At 43.3% G+C, this 18,934-nt stretch carries 17 protein-coding genes; 2 read left to right on the forward strand and 15 right to left on the reverse strand.

Going from position 1 to position 18,934, the window contains the following annotated elements:
• Positions 1-42: 42 nt before the first annotated feature.
• The 5 genes from B7360_RS16210 to B7360_RS16245 all read right to left on the reverse strand — a co-directional run bounded on the left by B7360_RS16210 (position 43) and on the right by B7360_RS16245 (position 5,430).
• The gene (locus tag B7360_RS16210; protein WP_017633714.1) at positions 43-321 is read right to left on the reverse strand and encodes a hypothetical protein; all 279 of its coding nucleotides are present in this window, start codon (positions 319-321) and stop codon (positions 43-45) included.
• 170 nt (positions 322-491) lie between these two features.
• Positions 492-1,175 carry a hypothetical protein gene (locus B7360_RS16215; protein ID WP_085343997.1) on the reverse strand — a complete coding sequence of 228 codons (684 nt, stop codon included), beginning with the start codon at positions 1,173-1,175 and terminating at the stop codon, positions 492-494.
• A 730-nt stretch (positions 1,176-1,905) separates the two neighbouring features.
• Positions 1,906-2,592: a hypothetical protein gene (locus B7360_RS16220; protein WP_085343998.1), complete on the reverse strand. Its 687-nt coding sequence runs from the start codon at positions 2,590-2,592 to the stop codon at positions 1,906-1,908.
• Positions 2,593-3,894: 1,302 nt separating this feature from the next.
• Positions 3,895-4,074, reverse strand: a complete 180-nt coding sequence (locus B7360_RS25385; RefSeq protein WP_371343689.1) for a VOC family protein — start codon at positions 4,072-4,074, stop codon at positions 3,895-3,897.
• A gap of 141 nt (positions 4,075-4,215) precedes the next feature.
• A complete protein-coding gene (locus tag B7360_RS16245) occupies positions 4,216-5,430 on the reverse strand; it encodes a DUF3644 domain-containing protein (protein ID WP_085344001.1) in 1,215 nt (404 codons plus the stop codon).
• A gap of 241 nt (positions 5,431-5,671) precedes the next feature.
• On the opposite strand from B7360_RS16245, the gene B7360_RS16250 reads away from it, so the two are divergent.
• The gene (locus B7360_RS16250; RefSeq protein ID WP_046876176.1) at positions 5,672-6,634 is read left to right on the forward strand and encodes an integron integrase; all 963 of its coding nucleotides are present in this window, start codon (positions 5,672-5,674) and stop codon (positions 6,632-6,634) included.
• 43 nt (positions 6,635-6,677) lie between these two features.
• Here B7360_RS16250 and B7360_RS16255 read toward each other — a convergent pair whose 3' ends face one another.
• The 8 genes from B7360_RS16255 to B7360_RS16290 form a co-directional block, all read right to left on the reverse strand.
• Complete coding sequence (locus B7360_RS16255; protein ID WP_046876177.1) at positions 6,678-7,151, reverse strand: DUF2947 domain-containing protein; 474 nt, start codon at positions 7,149-7,151, stop codon at positions 6,678-6,680.
• Between the two features lie 13 nt (positions 7,152-7,164).
• A complete protein-coding gene (locus B7360_RS16260; protein ID WP_005376917.1) occupies positions 7,165-7,752 on the reverse strand; it encodes an HD domain-containing protein in 588 nt (195 codons plus the stop codon).
• Position 7,753: 1 nt separating this feature from the next.
• Positions 7,754-8,338 (reverse strand): ribosomal protein S5-alanine N-acetyltransferase, encoded by a 585-nt coding sequence (gene rimJ, locus B7360_RS16265; RefSeq protein WP_046876178.1) that lies wholly within the window; start codon positions 8,336-8,338, stop codon positions 7,754-7,756.
• A gap of 36 nt (positions 8,339-8,374) precedes the next feature.
• Positions 8,375-9,919: a transcriptional regulator TyrR gene (gene tyrR / locus B7360_RS16270; protein ID WP_005396927.1), complete on the reverse strand. Its 1,545-nt coding sequence runs from the start codon at positions 9,917-9,919 to the stop codon at positions 8,375-8,377.
• Between the two features lie 100 nt (positions 9,920-10,019).
• Positions 10,020-11,060, reverse strand: coding sequence for a YcjF family protein (locus B7360_RS16275; RefSeq protein ID WP_085344002.1), 1,041 nt, complete (start codon positions 11,058-11,060; stop codon positions 10,020-10,022).
• Positions 11,057-12,433, reverse strand: coding sequence for a YcjX family protein (locus B7360_RS16280; protein ID WP_085344003.1), 1,377 nt, complete (start codon positions 12,431-12,433; stop codon positions 11,057-11,059). Before B7360_RS16280 ends, B7360_RS16275 begins: the two co-directional genes overlap by 4 nt.
• Positions 12,434-12,696: 263 nt before the next feature.
• Complete coding sequence (locus tag B7360_RS16285) at positions 12,697-12,882, reverse strand: hypothetical protein (protein WP_012841654.1); 186 nt, start codon at positions 12,880-12,882, stop codon at positions 12,697-12,699.
• Between the two features lie 173 nt (positions 12,883-13,055).
• Positions 13,056-14,573, reverse strand: a complete 1,518-nt coding sequence (locus B7360_RS16290; protein WP_005376905.1) for a fumarate hydratase — start codon at positions 14,571-14,573, stop codon at positions 13,056-13,058.
• A gap of 270 nt (positions 14,574-14,843) precedes the next feature.
• On the opposite strand from B7360_RS16290, the gene pabB reads away from it, so the two are divergent.
• On the forward strand, positions 14,844-16,208 hold the full coding sequence (pabB, locus tag B7360_RS16295; RefSeq protein ID WP_085344004.1) for an aminodeoxychorismate synthase component I: 1,365 nt from the start codon (positions 14,844-14,846) through the stop codon (positions 16,206-16,208).
• 366 nt (positions 16,209-16,574) lie between these two features.
• On the opposite strand, the gene B7360_RS16300 is transcribed toward pabB, so the two are convergent.
• Complete coding sequence (locus tag B7360_RS16300; RefSeq protein ID WP_085344005.1) at positions 16,575-18,275, reverse strand: ATP-binding protein; 1,701 nt, start codon at positions 18,273-18,275, stop codon at positions 16,575-16,577.
• Positions 18,276-18,282: 7 nt separating this feature from the next.
• Entirely contained in the window at positions 18,283-18,822 is a 540-nt protein-coding gene (locus tag B7360_RS16305; protein WP_085344006.1) for a heme NO-binding domain-containing protein, read from the reverse strand.
• Positions 18,823-18,934: the final 112 nt, after the last annotated feature.

An 18,934-nucleotide genomic window follows, 5' to 3' on the forward strand; every position in this document is an offset into this window, starting at 1 on the left:
AGTGAAAATGCCACGCGTTGCGAATCCCTCTTGAACAGTTTGTTAGGCGACATTTCTACGTTTAACTTCTTTCTCATACGAAGATTCGTTGTATAACCAGATAGCCCAAAATGTGAAAAACATCCCGATCGTGTAAATTGAGTAATTAAGAGCATTATCCGATAAGAAAATCGTAATGCTTGCCGCATTAGAAGATGGGTAAAGGAAAGTAACATTAAAAATCATGTACAAAATGGCTGTGACGAAAGTGGTTCTAAAAAGCCAATTTAAACATCCTTTCTTTCGAGATTTTTGCCAATTATCAAATGCTTTACCATTCATTAATCCACTCCTTTTCTGTTAACTGAAGCTAGATTCACGCCAAGATACTACCCACTAGTCTATCGTTTGTCTCATGTCGCCTAACGCCGCATTAAGGTGTGAGCAACGCTTGCCTATACTTTGAGCGAAGCGAAAACGGCAAGCGTTGCGAATCACTCTTAAATGCTTTGTTAGCTATTTTCACACACTCCGTCATTACTCCAAACAATTCCTCTTGTATGGGTCAAAATAAATGTCCGATACTTATCTCCAAGATTATAACTTCTAACCAAAACTGAAATTTGGTCAATAATTGCCTTTCCTTTGTTATATCTACGTGTATATTCATTATCACACCAATCTGGAGATTGTATATCAACACCCAAGTCAGAAAACTCGCTCATTAACGCAAAAACTCTATCTTCAATTTCTGATTTTCTCATTTCAAATGAGTATTGCTCCTCCAAGGCTTTCACATGAGCTAGCTGTTTCTGGTACTGTTCTATAAGTGCATCGAGCTTCTTTTCTTTAGAAACCAACTCTGTTTGATTACCTTTGCTTGCGTCAGATAAAGAAGCTTTCAACTGAGATATTTGATTTTCTAGATCTGTTCTAGCGTTCTCCATTCTAATTTCTTTATGGAGAAGTTGATTTTCTTTGTCTTTAAGATCTAACAAAGACTTAGATTTTTCCTTTTCAAATTTCAGTTCAGCATTTTTTAAATCTAGCTGACGTGCAGATATTTCTTGTTTTTCGGTTTGTATTGATTTGTACTCAGACCAAATAAAAAGACTTGCTGCCGAAAATAATACCAAATACGTAACAAATGCAACTAAATGAGATTTAATTGCCTGATAAATTTCCTGAAAATTCAAAACTCGTTCCTATGTTAATTGAAATAGCTAACGCCGTGTTAAGGGGTGAGACAACGCTACCGCCGAAGCCAATATGACCGCCTTAATCACTTAAACTGATTTGAAGTGAAAGCGCCACGCGTTGACGAATCCCTCTTAAACACTTTGTTATGTTTTACCACAACTGACTCGCTCACATGGCAAAGAACTAAATTGCATAAAGAATTGTTTAACTTGCGTCACACGACGTTGTGGAATAATCCGACAAAAGCGATAAACACAAAGCATGTAATTCTCAGGAATTTGATTGAGGCAACTTTGACGGCTTTTAGCGAGTGATTGCATCCCTTTCAAAACAACGAAAAACAAAACCCAAATTGCCGAAAGCCCCGCTGCCGATTTGCTAATTGAAAAATAAAACCAAAGAGACTTTAAGCCAAACCGATTATCAACGCGCAAATGCAATTTCAAATTGAAGCAACCCACGAACTTTGAAGCATGATTATGCTTGATGGATTCATGAATTTGGACGGACAATATTTAATTGCTGAAACAACTCGAACTACTTACCAAAGAGACCAAAGAAATAAGCGCCAAGAAACCCATTATTTCTTATAAATCAAAGTGAAACATAACGCCGCATTAAGGTGTGAGCAACGCTACCACGAAACTTAACCATACCACCTTAAACACAGAACCCAACGATGACACAAAAAATGCCAAGCGTTGGGAATCACTCTTAAATGCTTTGTTAGGCATCTAGCTCGTAAATACGCTCACATTCAAAACGAACATACAAACCTTCTCGTAAATTGTCTAAAACAAGTCGCTTAATTGACCAACCAGAAGCCCGAACCTCTCTTGCTTCTTTACGAATGGAAGAACTTATTTCGTCATCATTTAAGCACGCTTCAATCCAATTGCTTGAATAGGAGTCTCGATCCAAAGCTAGCAATTCCAGCTCTTTTAACAGTATAGGATTTGCCGTAAATCTGAAATCAAATGATTTAGTGACTATTGGATTATCTGATGTTTCGATTGAACTTTTTATCGACTGATACTGATTTACAACAGAATCTTTTAAATCCTGTATATCACCTTTCACTTCACCAATTATATCCCGTCCCGCTTGATTAATTTCGTTTCCTATCGCAGTTTGCATGCTTCTTTGAGAGTTATCTTCATGATATTTATTAGCTACTGATGATGCTGCTGCCCCCGTCAACACTCCGATTAACAACTTTAAAATATCGGCTGTCCACGCTTGCTCTTTAAAAAGGTGGACTATTAATATAATACAAAAAAGCCCTGCCCCCGTAGCCAGTAAAACCGATGAACCTTTTAGTTTATGTAGCTCACTTGAATTAATTTTCAGCCATATAGCTAGAAAAATCACCAAGATAAATACTGCTACAAAGATCGCTGGAATATACTCCATACATTTCTCCTTGATGCCTAACGCCCGCTTAAGTGGTGAGCAACGCAATGCGATGTTTCCGCATACCACCTAAATCACTAAATTTACCGCAAACCACAAATGCCACGCGTTGCGAATCCGTCTTAAAGCGTTTGTTAGCCGTTTGCTCCGGCCTCTCGCGGCTTGCCGCCACCCCGCTCTAGAACCAAGCCACCGCACCAGATTTCGAAACGTCTGCTTGATTAAACAACCAAGAAACAGCAACCTGGCGATGAATTCAATTGCTGCATTGAAGGTTTAAACACTGGACACAAACCGCCAATGCCGCAGTGTGCGTTACCTGAAAAACCATCGGATTCACAAAACCTGTTTGATGACCAAACCCGATAATAACCACCGGCTATGAAAAGCAGATTTGGCTGTCCAAACCTCAGACTGAGTACATTCAATGGGCAAAGGCGGCTAACGCCCAATTAAGGTGTGAGGCACGTAATACCGATGCTGCCGCATACCACCTTAATCACTAAAACCGACGCATAGTAAAAATGCCACGCGTGCCGAATCACTCTTAAATTGTTTGTTAGGGCAATACTTGACACAAGCAGTTGATCTAATTAACTTACTATCCACGTTTCGGAATCGTTTTGAAATAGAAAACCTGAATGAAACATTGAACAATCTGACGAGCATAACACCCTATGACAAAGGTAAATTGTCTCGTGCGATTGATAGTTAATCAATGTTGTATCAGGAATCCAATAATGACGATTTTAAACCTAACGACATGCCTATTTGTAGCTATCGCAACACTAACAGTGTTCTTTTGCTTATACCTATTATTTATCGAACATTCTAAGTCAATCGTAGCTACGATATTTTCTGCGAAACTACTCAAAATCGCAGTTGATTTAGTTAAGTTAAATATTGGCTAATACTATTCATATAACAGGTATCGCGCCCCATACATAGCGATACCTTTTGCTTTGTTAGCTTCATTGCCCTAACGCCCTGTTAAGGGGTGAGCAACGCAATACCGAAGCCGCCGCATACCACCTTAATCACTAAAACCAACGCATAGTAAAAATGCCACGCGTTGCGAATACCTCTTGAACAGTTTGTTAGGGCGCAGAGCCTATTGATACACGCTGACTTCTATTAAGTTTTTATCAAGATCCAAAAAATAGACCGATTGGATTGCACCAACAGCTCCTGATTTTTCGACTGGACCCTCTATGATTTTGACATTTTCTTTGACTAAATGGTTTACCACTGATGTCAACGGCCAATCTGAAATTAAGCAAACATCACCTGAACCAACATTAGCTACATTTCGCGGTTCTTGGCCAGAAGCTGGAAGTTAATCTTTTGATTTCCGAACGTTACAGCCTTACGGCCATTGGCAAAAGTCACCTCTTCCATGCACAAAACCCGTTTATAAAAATCCACTGATTTTTCTATGTCGGAGACTGTGAGAATAATATGATCTATGTGATGAATCATCATTTTACTCCTTGCGCCCTAACGCCCAATTAAGGTGTGAACCACGCTACCATGACACTCAAATTGGATGCCGTAAACACTGAACTTAACCCAAACCAAAAATGCCAAGCGTGGTGAATCACTCTTAAATTGTTTGTTATATGCTTATTTTACTCGGACTCTTTCATACCATTGATCGAATTGATCGATGACTCGATTATGGTAGAAGGTCTTACTAATACTTTTGGGATTATCAGGGTCTAGTCGACGAAGTTTACAGTATCGTTCGCCTTCAGCTTTCAAAGTCCTCATTTGGTCGTGAAACACTTTATTTTGTTTAAAATTAGTATAACGAGCTTTCAGTATCTCTAACAATTCATGATAGTCATGAGGGTAGTTTTTCAAGGCATCTTCTTCTGAGAGCACTATTTCTGGCGCATCAGGGTCGTTTGTAACACGGACTTGTAAAGCTTCTTCATTAGTGGTCTTAACCAACTTAGTATGCAATTTCAGAGAAATTGCGTAGTTAGCATCTTTGTCGTGTTCATGTTCTTTCTCTACACCTTTGAGGTATTTTAGTAAGTTTGACTTAACTTCACTGTCTACGCTAAAACTCGTTACATCAGATAGATGGAAAAAAGACACTGGCATTAAGTAAAAATTATATCGACTGAAGTCGTGATTGAACCAATTCATGGCGAGAGTCATGAAGTTCTTTAAAGATGCTGTGCCTATTTCTTGAATACTAGTGCTTAATTCTAAATCCCCACACACGAAATGAACTGAGTCATCGCGAATGTTCATTAACAAGCGAATATTGTCACCAACTACTGAGGGAATAGAGCCGTTACTTAGCAAACGATTAAGAGCCGCACCTAATGAAATTGTTTTGGGGTTTCCGCTAGGAGATATGACCACTTCACCTTTTTTCATAATGTGGATTGCTTGTGGTAGATCACCACCATCCTTCACTAGTTTAGACTTGAGAAGTAATTCCCACGCATTGGTCATTAGAATCGAGAAAGCCTCTTCACGGTGCTGGAAGTTTGGCTTGTTGTATATTTCAATTGCGGAAATACAAGCTGAAATAGACTTTTCGAGCATAATTTGATGCAAAAGCTTATCTACTTCATCTTTTTGACTCTGATGCTGCCGGAAAGTCGTAGAATTGAAAGTGGTTATGATTTCAGTAACCTTAAAACCAGAGCCACTACTTTCTAAAAGTGTTGCCCACTTTTTTCTTAAATACGTTCTGACTGTGGATACACTCCAACCTGTAGCCTCAGCTAGTTCTTCTAACGAGAATTCATTTCCAGCTTTGAAACTTTCAAGGAAAAATGTGTATGCCTTATCGACTTGTAACCATTTCTTATTTGACATAAACCTACCTACTGACTTGCATATAACGCTTTCTATACGGCAATTTGCCTCCTTTCTGGCAAGCTACCGCCCTCTTTCTGATCAAAAGCGCTATGAATCGTAGCACCTATATACATGAAACAAATAGAAAAACAGTATGAATATGTGTGGTCGCGCGCGCAATTAGACGGCGCAATGCACGCTAATTACAAAAGAGCTGATAGATTGAAGGGGCTGTATAAATAAACAGGTAAATTTTATCATGAAAAGTCAGTTTTTACTTAGTGTAAAAGAGCACATGCTTACTCGTCATTATGCGAATAAAACCATCGAAAGTTATCTATTTTGGATAAAACGCTTTATCACTTTCCACCAGCTTGCCCACCCTTCAACACTAGCAGAAGATGATGTCGTTCAGTTCCTGAGTTACTTAGCGGTAAAAGAAAAAGTTGCGGTAAAAACGCAAGCTTTGGCACTGAACTCAATATCATTTTTATATCGTGATTATTTCAAAACTCCACTATCACTTGATATGAGATTTCAGAAATCTCTGACCGAAAAGAAACTTCCCGTTGTGTTAACTAGGGAGGAGATCCGACGATTCGTTCAACATATCGACCCGAGGTATAAACTCCATATTCAGTTGCTTTATGGCTCAGGGCTTCGAGTCATGGAGTGTTTGCGCTTAAGAGTTCAGGACATCGATTATGATTATGGCGCAGTTCGTGTTTGGCAAGGAAAAGGAGGTAAAAATCGTACCGTAACGTTAGCAAAAGAGTTACATGAGCCGCTTAAAGCTCAGATTAATTTAGCAAGAGATTACTATTTTAAAGATAGGCACATGCCTGGTTATGCGGGTGTATACATCTCAGAAGGCTTACGACGTAAGTACCCAAAAGCGGAGCTAGATTTTAACTGGCATTTTTTGTTTCCATCAACAAAGTTAAGTACAGATCGGGACACCGGAGAGCTCAGAAGGCATCATATCAATGAAAGTGCAATACAAAGAGCGGTAAAGCGCGCTGCAACGGATGCGTGTATCGAGAAAACAGTAACATGCCATACACTCAGGCACAGCTTTGCTACGCATTTATTGGAGTCTGGTGCAGACATTAGAACAGTACAAGAGCAGCTTGGTCACACCGATGTAAAAACCACCCAGATTTATACTCACGTTATCGAGCGCGGGGCTGGCGGCGTGTTGAGTCCATTATCCAGCCTTTAGAAAAACAAAGCCACCTCGAAAAGGTGGCTTGCTGTATAACTCGCTATTGACGAACACCGAGTTTCACATTGCCTTTTGAATCAAACCAAAGCGCTTGTGAACGGCGACGTCCAATCAATATTGGACCATCATCATAAAAGAGAAAGTTCTTCCAATGCTTTTTAAAAATCGACCACTTAGTTTCGATGACATTGTACTTCTCGTAGCAAAAGTAAACAGTCACATCGTCTTGCCAATCGATATGTGCTTCTACTTCCGCTGGCATGTCCGGATCATCCAACTCCCACGCAGCCATCCAATCAACGACTTCAGACCAGTTCGCCTCATTCATTGGCCAATCTTGGGAGCTAAGTCGATCCATATCAGGGCTTTGAGCACTAATATTTTCTTTCCAAAATTGTGCTGAACGAGCTTGGCTCATCGGCTTAATAAAAGCCAAATCTTCTTTTGGCACAGGCATCGACTGATGCGTAAAAATCCATTTTCTTTGGTATTCATCCAAAGGCAAATAAGACATTCAGTCTCCTTTATTACGATTTCAGCCAACCTTTCTCTGTGGCTTCTTCTATCAACTCTTTCGCTTTGTCCCATAAGGTAACAGAGCCAAATTCAATTCGTTTATTAATGGTAAGTGCTTGTTCACGAGAGACGCCATGCTCCTTCCAACTCTGACCATTATTATGGTAGTTCAAGAGCATTGGAATTAACCGATCGAGTGCTTTTGCATACTTAGCATCATCGGTCTGCGCGGCTTCAAATTCATGCCAAAGCGCCAATAATTCTTGCTCCTGATCGCTGGGTAACATACCAAACAAGCGTTCTGCCGCTCTAATTTCTTTTTCTGCCTGCTCTTGAGACGCGGCAGTATCATAAACAAAGGTATCCCCCGCGTCGATCTCTACTACGTCATGTATCAATAACATTTTCATCACTCGGCAAATATCAACAGGTGCATTTGCATGCTCTTCCATCAATATTGCCATCAGTGCGACATGCCAACTATGCTCACCACTATTTTCGAGACGCCCTTCAGCACTTTTAACTCGAGTTCGGCGCAAAATACTTTTGAGTTTATCGAGCTCGATTACAAGTGCTAATTGCTTTTCCAATCGCTCCATACTATCGCCCTTCTGGTTGCCAATTCGGATTAATAAGTGACGTTAGAACGTGGTCTTGCCATTCACCATTAATCAAAAGGTAATCTTTTGCATACCCTTCTCGATTGAACCCTACATGCTCTAGCACAGATTCACTACGTTTGTTGTGAGGCATGTACCCGGCTTGAATACGATGCAGTTTCTGAACGTTAAACATGTAGTCGCAAGCCATAGTTAATCCACGACGCATATAACCATGCCCTTGTGCTTTTTCAGCGAGAGAGTATCCGACGTTACAAGAATAAAAAGGGAAACGACTCAAATTACTAAAGGATATCGTACCTAGCATTTCACCCGAAGAGGCTCTGACCAAGAGGCAATAATACCCCAACCCCATTCGATGCAGCTCATTGAGCTTGATAAGCTTTTGCAACCAACCGTTCACTGAGAAAAAAGCCTCTTCACGTTTCGGCTCAAACGGTTTCAGGTATTCTCGGTTCGCTTGAAAATACTCGGCAATCATATCTGCGTCACCGATTTCAGCGGTACGCAGAAGCAAGTCACCGTCCAACTTATGAACGGCGATAGATGAGCTGTTATCTTCCATTACAAATGATTAATTCCGTCTTTTCGTTCAATTCGATTAATTCTTGCGGATACCGTAATCACGCAGTTTATTAGCGATTGAGGTATGCGATACATTTAAGCGCTTAGCAAGCTTGCGGCTTGATGGGAATGACTGATACAAACGCTCCAGAACCTGAGATTCATAGTCACGCATGATCTCATCCAATGAACCGTCGATGTTAAGCGTTGCACTACCAGCGCCGACTGATTGAGGCTGAGGTAAATTGAAGTGTTCCGCGTTTAGTATACCACCATCCATTTCTGTGAGCGCTCGAAGAACCATGTTATCGAGTTGGCGCATGTTTCCTGGCCACTGATAATTTGCAAGGGCATCAACTAGACCATCATCAAACTCTGGCTTATCAATCCCAAGCTGTTGAGCATGTTTCGCCACAAATAACTCAAGCAATGGCGCAACGTCATTTGAGCGCTTACGTAACGGAGGAATGCTGAGCGTAAGTACGTTGAGACGATAATACAAATCTTCACGGAACATTCCTGCCTCAGAAAGTTCGGCAAGGTTATGTTTTGTTGAAGCGATGATACGAACATCGACATGCATCTCATCTTCTGCACCGACACGACGGAAATTACCATCTTGTAGAAAACGTAACAGCTTGATTTGAAGATGCGAACTCATTTCACCGATTTCATCAAGAAATACTGTCCCGCCATTTGCTTGCTCAAAGATGCCTTTGTGACCTTGTTCATGATTAAATGAACCCGGCGCATGACCAAAAAGTTCGGTTTCTGCTACATCGTCAGGCATCGAAGCACAACTCAAAACTAAGAATGGCTTGCTCGCACGGCTAGAACGGCTGTGGCAAGCTTTAGCAAGCATTTCTTTACCGGTCCCTGTTTCGCCCTCAATTAACAGTGGCTGGTCAAGCACAGACAGCTTCTTAGCTTGGTTCATTAGCGCTTTATGACGGTTCGATATACCAACAAAGTGCTCAAAACCCAGAGGATTATGCAGTGGTAGCGCTTCTTCTATTCTTGCGACTTGCTGACTAGAGCGAATCGTCATCAGTGTACTAGCTAAGGTCGAGTTTTGCGCTTCGTCTCGGATATAAACTGGCATCAACTCAAGAACATAGTCCAAGCCATCAATCACAAGGTTTTCCCGCGTTCTGCCATTCACACCTTCAGACCAGCGAGAAAAACGAACACTTGGCAGCAAAGCTCCGATCTGCGTACCAATTACTTCTTGCTTGTGAAGACCAAGCAGTGAAAGTGCAGACATGTTTGCCATGTCTACGGCACCTTTAAGGTCGATGGCAAAAACCGGATCGGGCAAGTTATCAACTAGCGAGAGCAACTCCGTATTGTGGCGCTCCATCGGCATAAACTGGATTTTACGTACGTCTTTCACCCCCGGAATACGGCGGATTTCAGCCATCAGCTCACTAAACGTATCAAAATCAATATCTGGGCAATTCAAATAGATAATACCGCTAATATCGATTTCGATACCACGCAAGTCGATACTTTTAGACGCTAAAATATCGAGCAGTTCTCGGGTCAAGCCGAGTCGATCTTCACATAAGACTTCAAGACGCACTGAAAATATCCCAATTCACGACTGTCAGGAAAAGTTGACAGTAGTTTCTATCATGCTTGGAATGGCGTCAAGCAATCCTATCTATCAAAGTTGATATTCGTTACGGTTTCATCGTAATTGATGCAACTTTCGCCGCCACAGCCTTGCGTATGGTGCCCAATTTAACCTGACGGTCAGGATACCATGGTAGTGGACGCAATAAGGTCATCGCTTTCAAGCCCAAACGTGCCGTTAGAATACCAACACCTAGCCCCTGCCCCGCACGAGCGGAGACTTTGCCCGCAAGGTCCATCGACATCAAGTCCATACTGGCATCAATAGCTAGCTCACTGGCACCAGCCGCCGCCATATTGACAAATACCGCTTTTAGTAGCTTGATGCGAGAGGCGTAACCTAGCTCTACCCCATATACCTTGGAGAGGTTGTCGATCATTTTGAAATTTCGCCACGCCACCAGCAACATATCAGCGGCAGCCAGAGGGCTCACCGCTACTAGGGCCGCACACTCGGTTGCGTGCTGCGATACGATTTTCGTTGCCAATTTGTCTTGTTGGCTCACGACCATCGAGTCATACATATCAAGGATTTCAGCATCACTATGAGCAGGGTTAATGCTGTTCTGCCAACGATCAAAGCCCGGGTTCTCAGCCATCACACCACTTTGTTCTGCCACTGTTTCGCAAAAGGCTTTCCCTTTCCCCACACTCTCACTATTAACAAGTGCTTCGGCTTCTTCTTGAACACTAAAATGATTTCGTAGTTTGCGCAGTTTCCAAAGCTCTTTACCCATCGCCCCTAAACCAAGCGAAGCGATCGCAGCAATAAACCCCGTCCAGCTTAAAGCCAGCCAATCAGAAGTTTGAATTGCGGTTATAACCGAGTCCACCGCTTGCCAGCCAACCAAACCAGCAAAGGTGGCAAATGCGCCAGTCGCAAGCCCTTTTCTGCCCGGTTTTGGACGAATGACATGCTCGAGTTGCAATTCCTGTTCGGTCTCCTGGCGCTCTTCTTTAACTTCAACAGGTACGAATGTTTCTTTTTCGCCGAATGTTTGCTGCGCCGTCAACTCCGGTTGATTCGATTGCTGCTCTTTTTCCATTGCCTTTTCAGAGAAAACTTGTTTTTGCTTCAACTCACTCATTTCAATTTATCTCCAATCAGGTAATCCAGTGCTTTGTCTAAGCGTATATGCTTCACTGGCTCATCATTCGGTGAGGGCATTGGACGGAATGACGTAAAATCAAACCCGTTGTTTTGCCAATAAGCCGCATTTGGTAGCTTTTTCGGCACTTCTCCCGGAAACATCGTCATCGGCTCACCATCCAACGTCGTACCCTGTAACGCCGGAATCGTCTTATCTCCAGAAGAAATAAATCCCGTCGTGGTTGATTGGATAGAAGCGATACTCATGCAACTCATCTCGATATTCTCGTAGGCTGCGGTTTGCCACGCTGGATGCACCATTTGTTGTAGCAAAGACACCAAATTTGGGTGCTGATCGGGCGTGATATGATCCGCTTTTGTGGCAGCAAACAGCACTTTGTCGATTTTTGGTGAGAATAAACGGCGCAAAAAGCTACTACGACCATAACGGAAGCTATGCATGATCTGCTCTAGCGCTTGGCGCATGTCGTAAAACGCTTCATCGCCGGCATTGAGAGGCTGCAAGCAATCCACAAGTACAATCTGGCGATCGAAGGTCGCAAAGTGATGCTTATAAAACGCTTTCACTACTTTCTGTTGGTATTCCTGAAAACGCGCTTCGAGCATCGCCAAGTTGCTGCCCTTAAGCGCCTTGCTTTCCGGATCAGCACGACACGGGAAAAACTGTAGCACTGGCGCGCCTCCGAGCTCACCAGGTAATACGAAGCGGCCAGGCTGTACCCAATGAAGACCTGCGTCTTTACAGGTATGAAGGTACTCGGTGTATGTATGCGCAACTTTCTCGAGTAGTTTCTCGTTCACTTCAGCAGAAAGATCCACCTTTTCTAATTCAGACAGCCAAGCTTTGGCTAGATCGCCACGCTGGCCTTTAAGTGCATCAAACTGAGTTTGCGACCACGTCGCAAAGTCCATGTCCAATAACGGCAGGTCGAGCAACCACTCTCCTGGATAGTCGATAATATCAACATTTAAAATTGCGGTTTTACTCAACAGCTTTTTCGTGGTTTTATTTGGTTTGTACTTAAGCGCTAAGCGAATCTCACTCACATCCCGTGTTGGTACTGGCCATTGAGGTGGGGTCGCATGGATCTGGCTCATCGCTTCGTCGTAAGCAAAACGTGGCACCATCATATTCGCTTGAGGTTCACGCTTCGCTCCAATAAGACGCTTATCTCTGGCTGCAGTCAAAAGAGGCAAATTATCATGGGTAGCGGTATGGAGGAGCTGATTCACTAATGACGTGATGAATGCCGTCTTACCTGCACGAGAAAGTCCGGTGACGGCAATTCGAACATTGGAATCCATACCTCTGTTGATAAAGTCATTGACTTCTTTCTTTATTCTTTTCATTGCGCTTCTTTATCTTGCTCCGCTCTAAAACAACGTTATCAGCAACTTCGGGTATTAATCTATGAATACTTACCTTTCCATACTGAACTCTATGAGTCTAACTTTATATACCTTAATAAAAGATGAACAAAACATTCGCTTAAAGCAGGATGAAAAAAGAAAAGCCCCTGAGTGGTTCAGAGGCTTACTTAATCAACACTAAAGCATTAGTGACCCTATTTATGCTGATTACTGTGTTGAACAGAAACCTGCTTTCTTTGAGTCTAGTCGTCTTCGATTAATTTATAGATAACAAATAGAGCGATTTCTAAAATCAGCCATAATACACACGTGATGGTCACGTACTTCTCATCAAAGATGCTGATGCCGTGAAGGATCAAGTCGTAGCCAACAAAGCCACCTACCACTACAGCAAGAATAATTTGTAGAATCTGAATAAAACGAGGCATGCCGTCTCCTAATTATTGTTCGCATAACGTTTGATTGCTATGCCCTAAGGTTTATATCTACATTATATAGACAAAAAGTGCAGTTTTCGCTGCACTTTTGTCAAATGTTTGCTAGGTAAATCAGCACCTTGTCACATTCTCTCTACTGAGACAATGTAAGATTGCCTTTTGCCTTATGCTTCCATCTCTTGAATTTTCACTTTCCAAGTGTCTGGACCGATTTGGTGCGCGTTAACACCATTTGAGTCTACAGCCACTGTTACTGGCATATCTTCAACTTCAAATTCGTAAATCGCTTCCATACCTAAATCTTCAAATGCGACAACGCGAGCTTTCTTGATCGCTTTCGCAACCAAGTACGCAGCACCGCCGACAGCCATTAGGTAAACCGCTTTGTGATTCTTGATAGATTCAACCGTTGCAGGGCCACGCTCAGCTTTACCGATCATGCCCATGATGCCTGTTTTTTCTAGCATCATATCGGTGAATTTATCCATACGCGTTGATGTTGTTGGGCCAGCAGGACCAACGACTTCATCACCAACTGCATCGACAGGGCCTACGTAGTAAATGAACTTACCGTTTAGATCTACGCCTTCTGGTAGACCTTCGCCATTATCTAGCATGCCTTGAATACGTTTATGCGCAGCATCACGGCCAGTCAGAATTTTACCTGATAGAAGAACGGTTTCGCCTGTCTTCCACTCTTGTACTTCTTCTTTAGTAATCGTGTCTAAGTTTACGCGACGCGTGTTTTCTCCCGCTTCCCAAGTAATGTCTGGCCAATCTTCTAGTTTAGGTGGCGTGAGCTCTGCTGGGCCGCTGCCATCAAGCGTGAAGTGTACGTGACGAGTCGCCGCACAGTTCGGGATCAAACAAACAGGCTTAGAAGCCGCGTGCGTTGGCGCCGTTTTGATCTTAACGTCGACAACAGTTGTCAAACCACCAAGGCCTTGCGCGCCGATACCAAGTTTGTTCACGCGATTGAAGATATCAAGACGAAGCTCTTCTTCTGCGTTTTGTGGGCCACGGTCAATAAGCTCTTGAATATCGATGTGTTCCATTAGAGATTCTTTTGCCAATACCGCTGCTTTTTCAGCCGTACCGCCAATACCAATGCCAAGCATGCCAGGAGGACACCAGCCCGCGCCCATTGTTGGTAGCGTTTTCTCTACCCACTCAGCAATATCGTCAGATGGGTTTAGCATCACCATCTTAGTCTTGTTTTCACTACCGCCGCCCTTCGCTGCGATCTGAATTTCAACTTTATCGCCCGGAACCATGTTGATGTGTACGACAGCAGGCGTGTTGTCTTTGGTATTAATACGTTTACCGGCAGGATCCATAAGTACTGACGCACGCAACGGGTTGTCTGGGTTCGTATACGCTTGTCGAACACCTTCATCTACCATCTGCTGAACCGTCATGTCGGTTGAGTCCCATTGCACGCCCATACCGATGTTGACGAAACACGTCACGATACCAGTATCCTGACAAATTGGTCGGTGACCTTCTGCGGACATTCGGGAGTTAATTAGGATTTGAGCAATCGCGTCTTTAGCGGCTTGGCTCTCTTCGCGGTGATAGGCTTTTTCAAGAGCTTGAACAAAGTCTAGCGGGTGGTAGTAAGAAATATACTGTAGCGCATCAGCGACACTGCTGATCACATCCTGCTTGCGTATTACCGTCATTACATGCCTCGTTATAGTTATGCTTCCATTATTGGCTTGGCTTCAATCGTGTTTGTTGAGCTTATTGCTCTTTTGAGCTTCGTTTTTTATAAACAATTGTCGAACGGCTGATATCGACACACGAAACGCTGAAGTCGCCTACTTGTAAACCATCTCAAAACCCTATGAATAGAGGGAGTTTGGCTATACAGAGGAATATGATACTCTTGCTGCCCATGACATGCCATGCAGTGAACGATCTCTTTGTCACAAATTACACAAATGAACAACATGGACAATCAATTCATTGATTTTAAAGCGCTGGAATACGCACCAGAGTTTGCTCTTCACCTCTTTTCTCGCATTCAACACCAGCCTTGGGCGATGTTGCTGCGTTCTGCATCAGAAACGCATATCGATAGTCGCTTCGATGTGTTGGTTGCCAACCCAATTGCAACGTTAGAAACCACTGCCGAAAGCACACAAGTTGAAACGCCATCGAATGCCTATTCAACTCAAGATGACCCATTCGCGCTGCTTCATCAGTTGCAAGAACAGTGGCTTCCTCACGTTGAGTTAAATAAAGAATTGGATTTGCCTTTTGTCGGCGGTGCGCTCGGTTACTTCAGTTACGATTTAGGTCGCCGCGTAGAAACGATGCCAGAACTGGCCGAAAAGGATCTCAACACGCCCGATATGGCGGTAGGTCTGTATGAATGGGCCGTCGTTGTTGATCACAAGCTTAAAAAAGCCTGCCTAGTCGGTCAGAATATCGAGCAAGCTTGGCAATGGTTAGACGAGCAAGAAGCAGAGCAAAGCGTAGACTTCGCTCTGTCTGGTGATTGGCAGTCAAACATGACGAAAGAGAGCTACGCTACTCGCTTTGACAAGGTGCAAGAATACTTGTTGAGCGGTGACTGCTATCAGATCAATTTGGCGCAACGCTTTAACGCACCGTATCAAGGCTGTGAGTGGCAAGCGTATCTGAAATTGGAGTCCGCCAACCAAGCGCCATTTTCCGCTTTTATCCGTATGCCAGAGTCTTCGATTTTGAGTATCTCTCCAGAGCGCTTTTTAGAACTCAAAGATCGCGTCATTGAAACGAAACCAATCAAAGGTACTCGACCACGCAGCGAAGATCCAAGGCAAGATAACGCTAATGCCCATGACTTGCAGACAGCGGAAAAAGATCAGGCAGAAAACCTAATGATTGTCGATTTGCTGCGTAATGACATTGGTCGAGTTGCGTCACCGGGTAGCGTTCACGTGCCAAAGCTGTTTGAGATTGAAAGCTTCCCCGCAGTGCATCATTTGGTGAGCACCATTCGTGCGAATTTGGATGAGCAATACTCTCCTGCAGATTTGCTGCGAGCGTGTTTTCCAGGCGGTTCAATTACGGGTGCACCTAAAGTTCGCGCAATGCAGATCATTGAAGAATTAGAGCCACATCGACGCAGCGCGTATTGCGGCAGTATTGGCTACATTTCTCGCCATGGTCGTATGGATACCAGCATCACCATCCGCACTCTCGTAGCGGAGAATCACAAACTGTACGCTTGGGCTGGCGGCGGCGTCGTTGCAGATAGCGATTGCGCTTCTGAATATCAAGAAACGTTGGATAAGCTCTCAAAGATTTTGCCAGCGCTGCAATCGTAGGTTTCGTCAAATGGCAACGGTCTATGAATCCTGCTAACGAAAACAAGCAAAAACGCCTCCAGTACGGATAATGCCGCTCGTTTAACAGCGAGTGGGCATATTTCTGTATCTCGTCATCCTGTACAGCGATGAAGGAGCGTGATGTAGGCTTTTCTATCCGAGCACTTTATGGTCAAATTTGTTTCATTAGCCGCTCAGCATGCGCTATTAGATTCCTAGTCTCGCCAAGGCTCGCTGGAATGACACAAGAAACATCGTTAAGCGATCGGCATTATCCAGTGTGGAGCGTTTTTTGTGTGTTTTATTTACAGGTACTTTGGCTTTTAGCCGTTGGCTAACAAGAATCCGTTTTTTAAGAGGCAGCGTCTACTGCTCAAGCCACTTACACATGATCTGTTCAATATCGGTTGCGGTGTACGGCTTAGTGAGGATGTCGTCCATGCCTGAATCAATGCACTTTTGACGCTCTTCGATGGTAGTGCCAGCGGTTAATGCGATAATAGGATGAGTAAAGCCACGCTCTCTCAGATACATCGTCGCCTCATAACCATCCATTTCTGGCATTCGGCAGTCCATAAATATCAGTTCGTAATCTTTGTTTTTCACCGCTTCTAAAGCTTCTTTCCCATTGGCTTTTAAATCAGGTGTAATGTCGAGTTTTTTCAGCATTTGAGTAACTATCACTTGGTTCATTCTGATGTCATCAACCACCAATATTGAGCGTCCTGCCAAATCACTTCGCTCTATGGTAGCTAATTCCCCCTCTGCTGCGCCTGGGGCTTGCCCCTCCTTTAGAGGAATAGAGACTTTGAAGGTGGTACCTTTGCGTTCTTCACTTTCAAAGCTAATCTCGCCCTGCATCAAATCCACTAGATTTTTACAAATCGCAAGGCCCAAACCTGAGCCTTCAAAACTGCGCTTCGCCGAGCGATCTACTTGCACAAATGGGTCAAATAATGAGGGCTGTGCTTCTATCGGGATGCCAATACCCGTGTCTTCAACCTCAAAATGCGCAATACCGTTTATCCACTCCACTCGCAGCACCACCCCACCCAAATGAGTAAACTTAATAGCATTTCCCACCAAGTTGACCAAGATCTGTGTAATTCGCTCTAAGTCACCAACTAAAAACTCGGGAATACCGAGCTTTTTATCGATGGAGAAATGAATTCGCTTTTCTGCTGCTTTAGCTGAAAATACGCCCATGATGGCTTTTTCAAGCTCTTCCCAAGCAAAGACCTTATCGATGATTTCCATCATACCGGCATTCATCTTGCTGAAGTCGAGAAGATCGTTAATGATGACCCTCAACAAGTCTCCCGATTGAGTCAGGTTGTTTAGGTAATGGCGTTGCTCTTCACCTAACTGTGTTCGACTTAGTAGTTCAGCACTACCTAATACGCCATTAAGAGGTGTACGCAACTCGTGGTTAATCATGGCGACAAACTCTTTCGTCGCTTTTTCCGATTCCTCTGCCCGCTTTCGCAGCTCCACTTCTCGCTCTAAACTCAAATGACGGCCAATGACCCCATGAACCAAATCCGATACCAGCTCCATCTGTTTGGAAATAAAAGACTGATCGATTTGATCCAACTTAACAGAGAAGATCAACTCCCCTACTGTTTGCTTGTCAATGATGATAGGCAAATGCAAGTTCTCCCCTTGCCAATTGGGGACAGTCTTAATCGTCTTCTCATGGCGAAGCTGTAAATGACCAAAATGATGTCGGCGCAAAGAAGAAAGTTTTGTGGAATCAAGATGTAAGTAAGCCGCAGAAATGACTGAGTTCGAAGTGAGCTGCTCAATAAAACTAGCAATCATGGCTTCATCAAACGTGCTCGACAAAAAAGTTCGACCAAACTTAATCAGCGTCGCGTCAACTTTCTCTTCAAACTCAAACTTGCGTAAATCCTTTTTTGATTTCAACTCAAGCTTTTTCAAAGCAACACTTAGCTGTTGAGTAGATTCATAAAGTTCGAAGCTCTTCTGCTCCAATAACCGCTCAGCTGCTTTTCTTGATTCGATTTCTCGTTTGAGTTTCCTTTCTAGCGAGGAACTTCCTGTCATATCGTTCTTATTGTGCCTCTAACCAAAAGCGGACCTGGCTACCATCTTCTGACTGGTTTTGGTGTTTGATATGAATAACTTCACCAAAGTGCGATGCGCAGCCTTTTATTAGACCTAAACATACGTGAGACATGCACCGCGCACTCCGATAATCAAACACCATGTTTGATTGAGTCTCGCTGATAAAATCAAACTGAGGAGGATTAGCATCTGGGTAGAGCTTTTTGACCTCGACATGAATAAAATCTTCAACATGGCGAACAAATTGAAATGTCGTTTCACACTGCTGCAAACTGGCATGACTAGGAATCGAGCGAAGTAAATTCAAAAAAACGCACTCTCCAAATACTTCTTGCAGTTGTTCAGGCGGAATGCCAGATACTTTGCTGAGATTCACAATCAATTTAACCAAGTCTTTATGATCGTAACTGCCAACTGCCGTATAAATCCCTTCGTCATTAGAAAGGTCGAGCACTTGGTCTAACACATCGAGGCCAAACTTCTCTTCCACTAACTCCATGAACTCGGTGAAAATAATCCCTTTCATTAGTCAATACTTGCCCCATAGTGACGTCTTAAAATAAAGAATGGTTTATAACCTTATAAGTTTCAAATTATTATACCCAAGCAGAGTGAGACACACGACACAAAGCAGGGAA

This window comes from Vibrio sp. ArtGut-C1 (assembly GCF_002105475.1).
Taxonomy (GTDB): Bacteria; Pseudomonadota; Gammaproteobacteria; order Enterobacterales; family Vibrionaceae; genus Vibrio; species Vibrio diabolicus.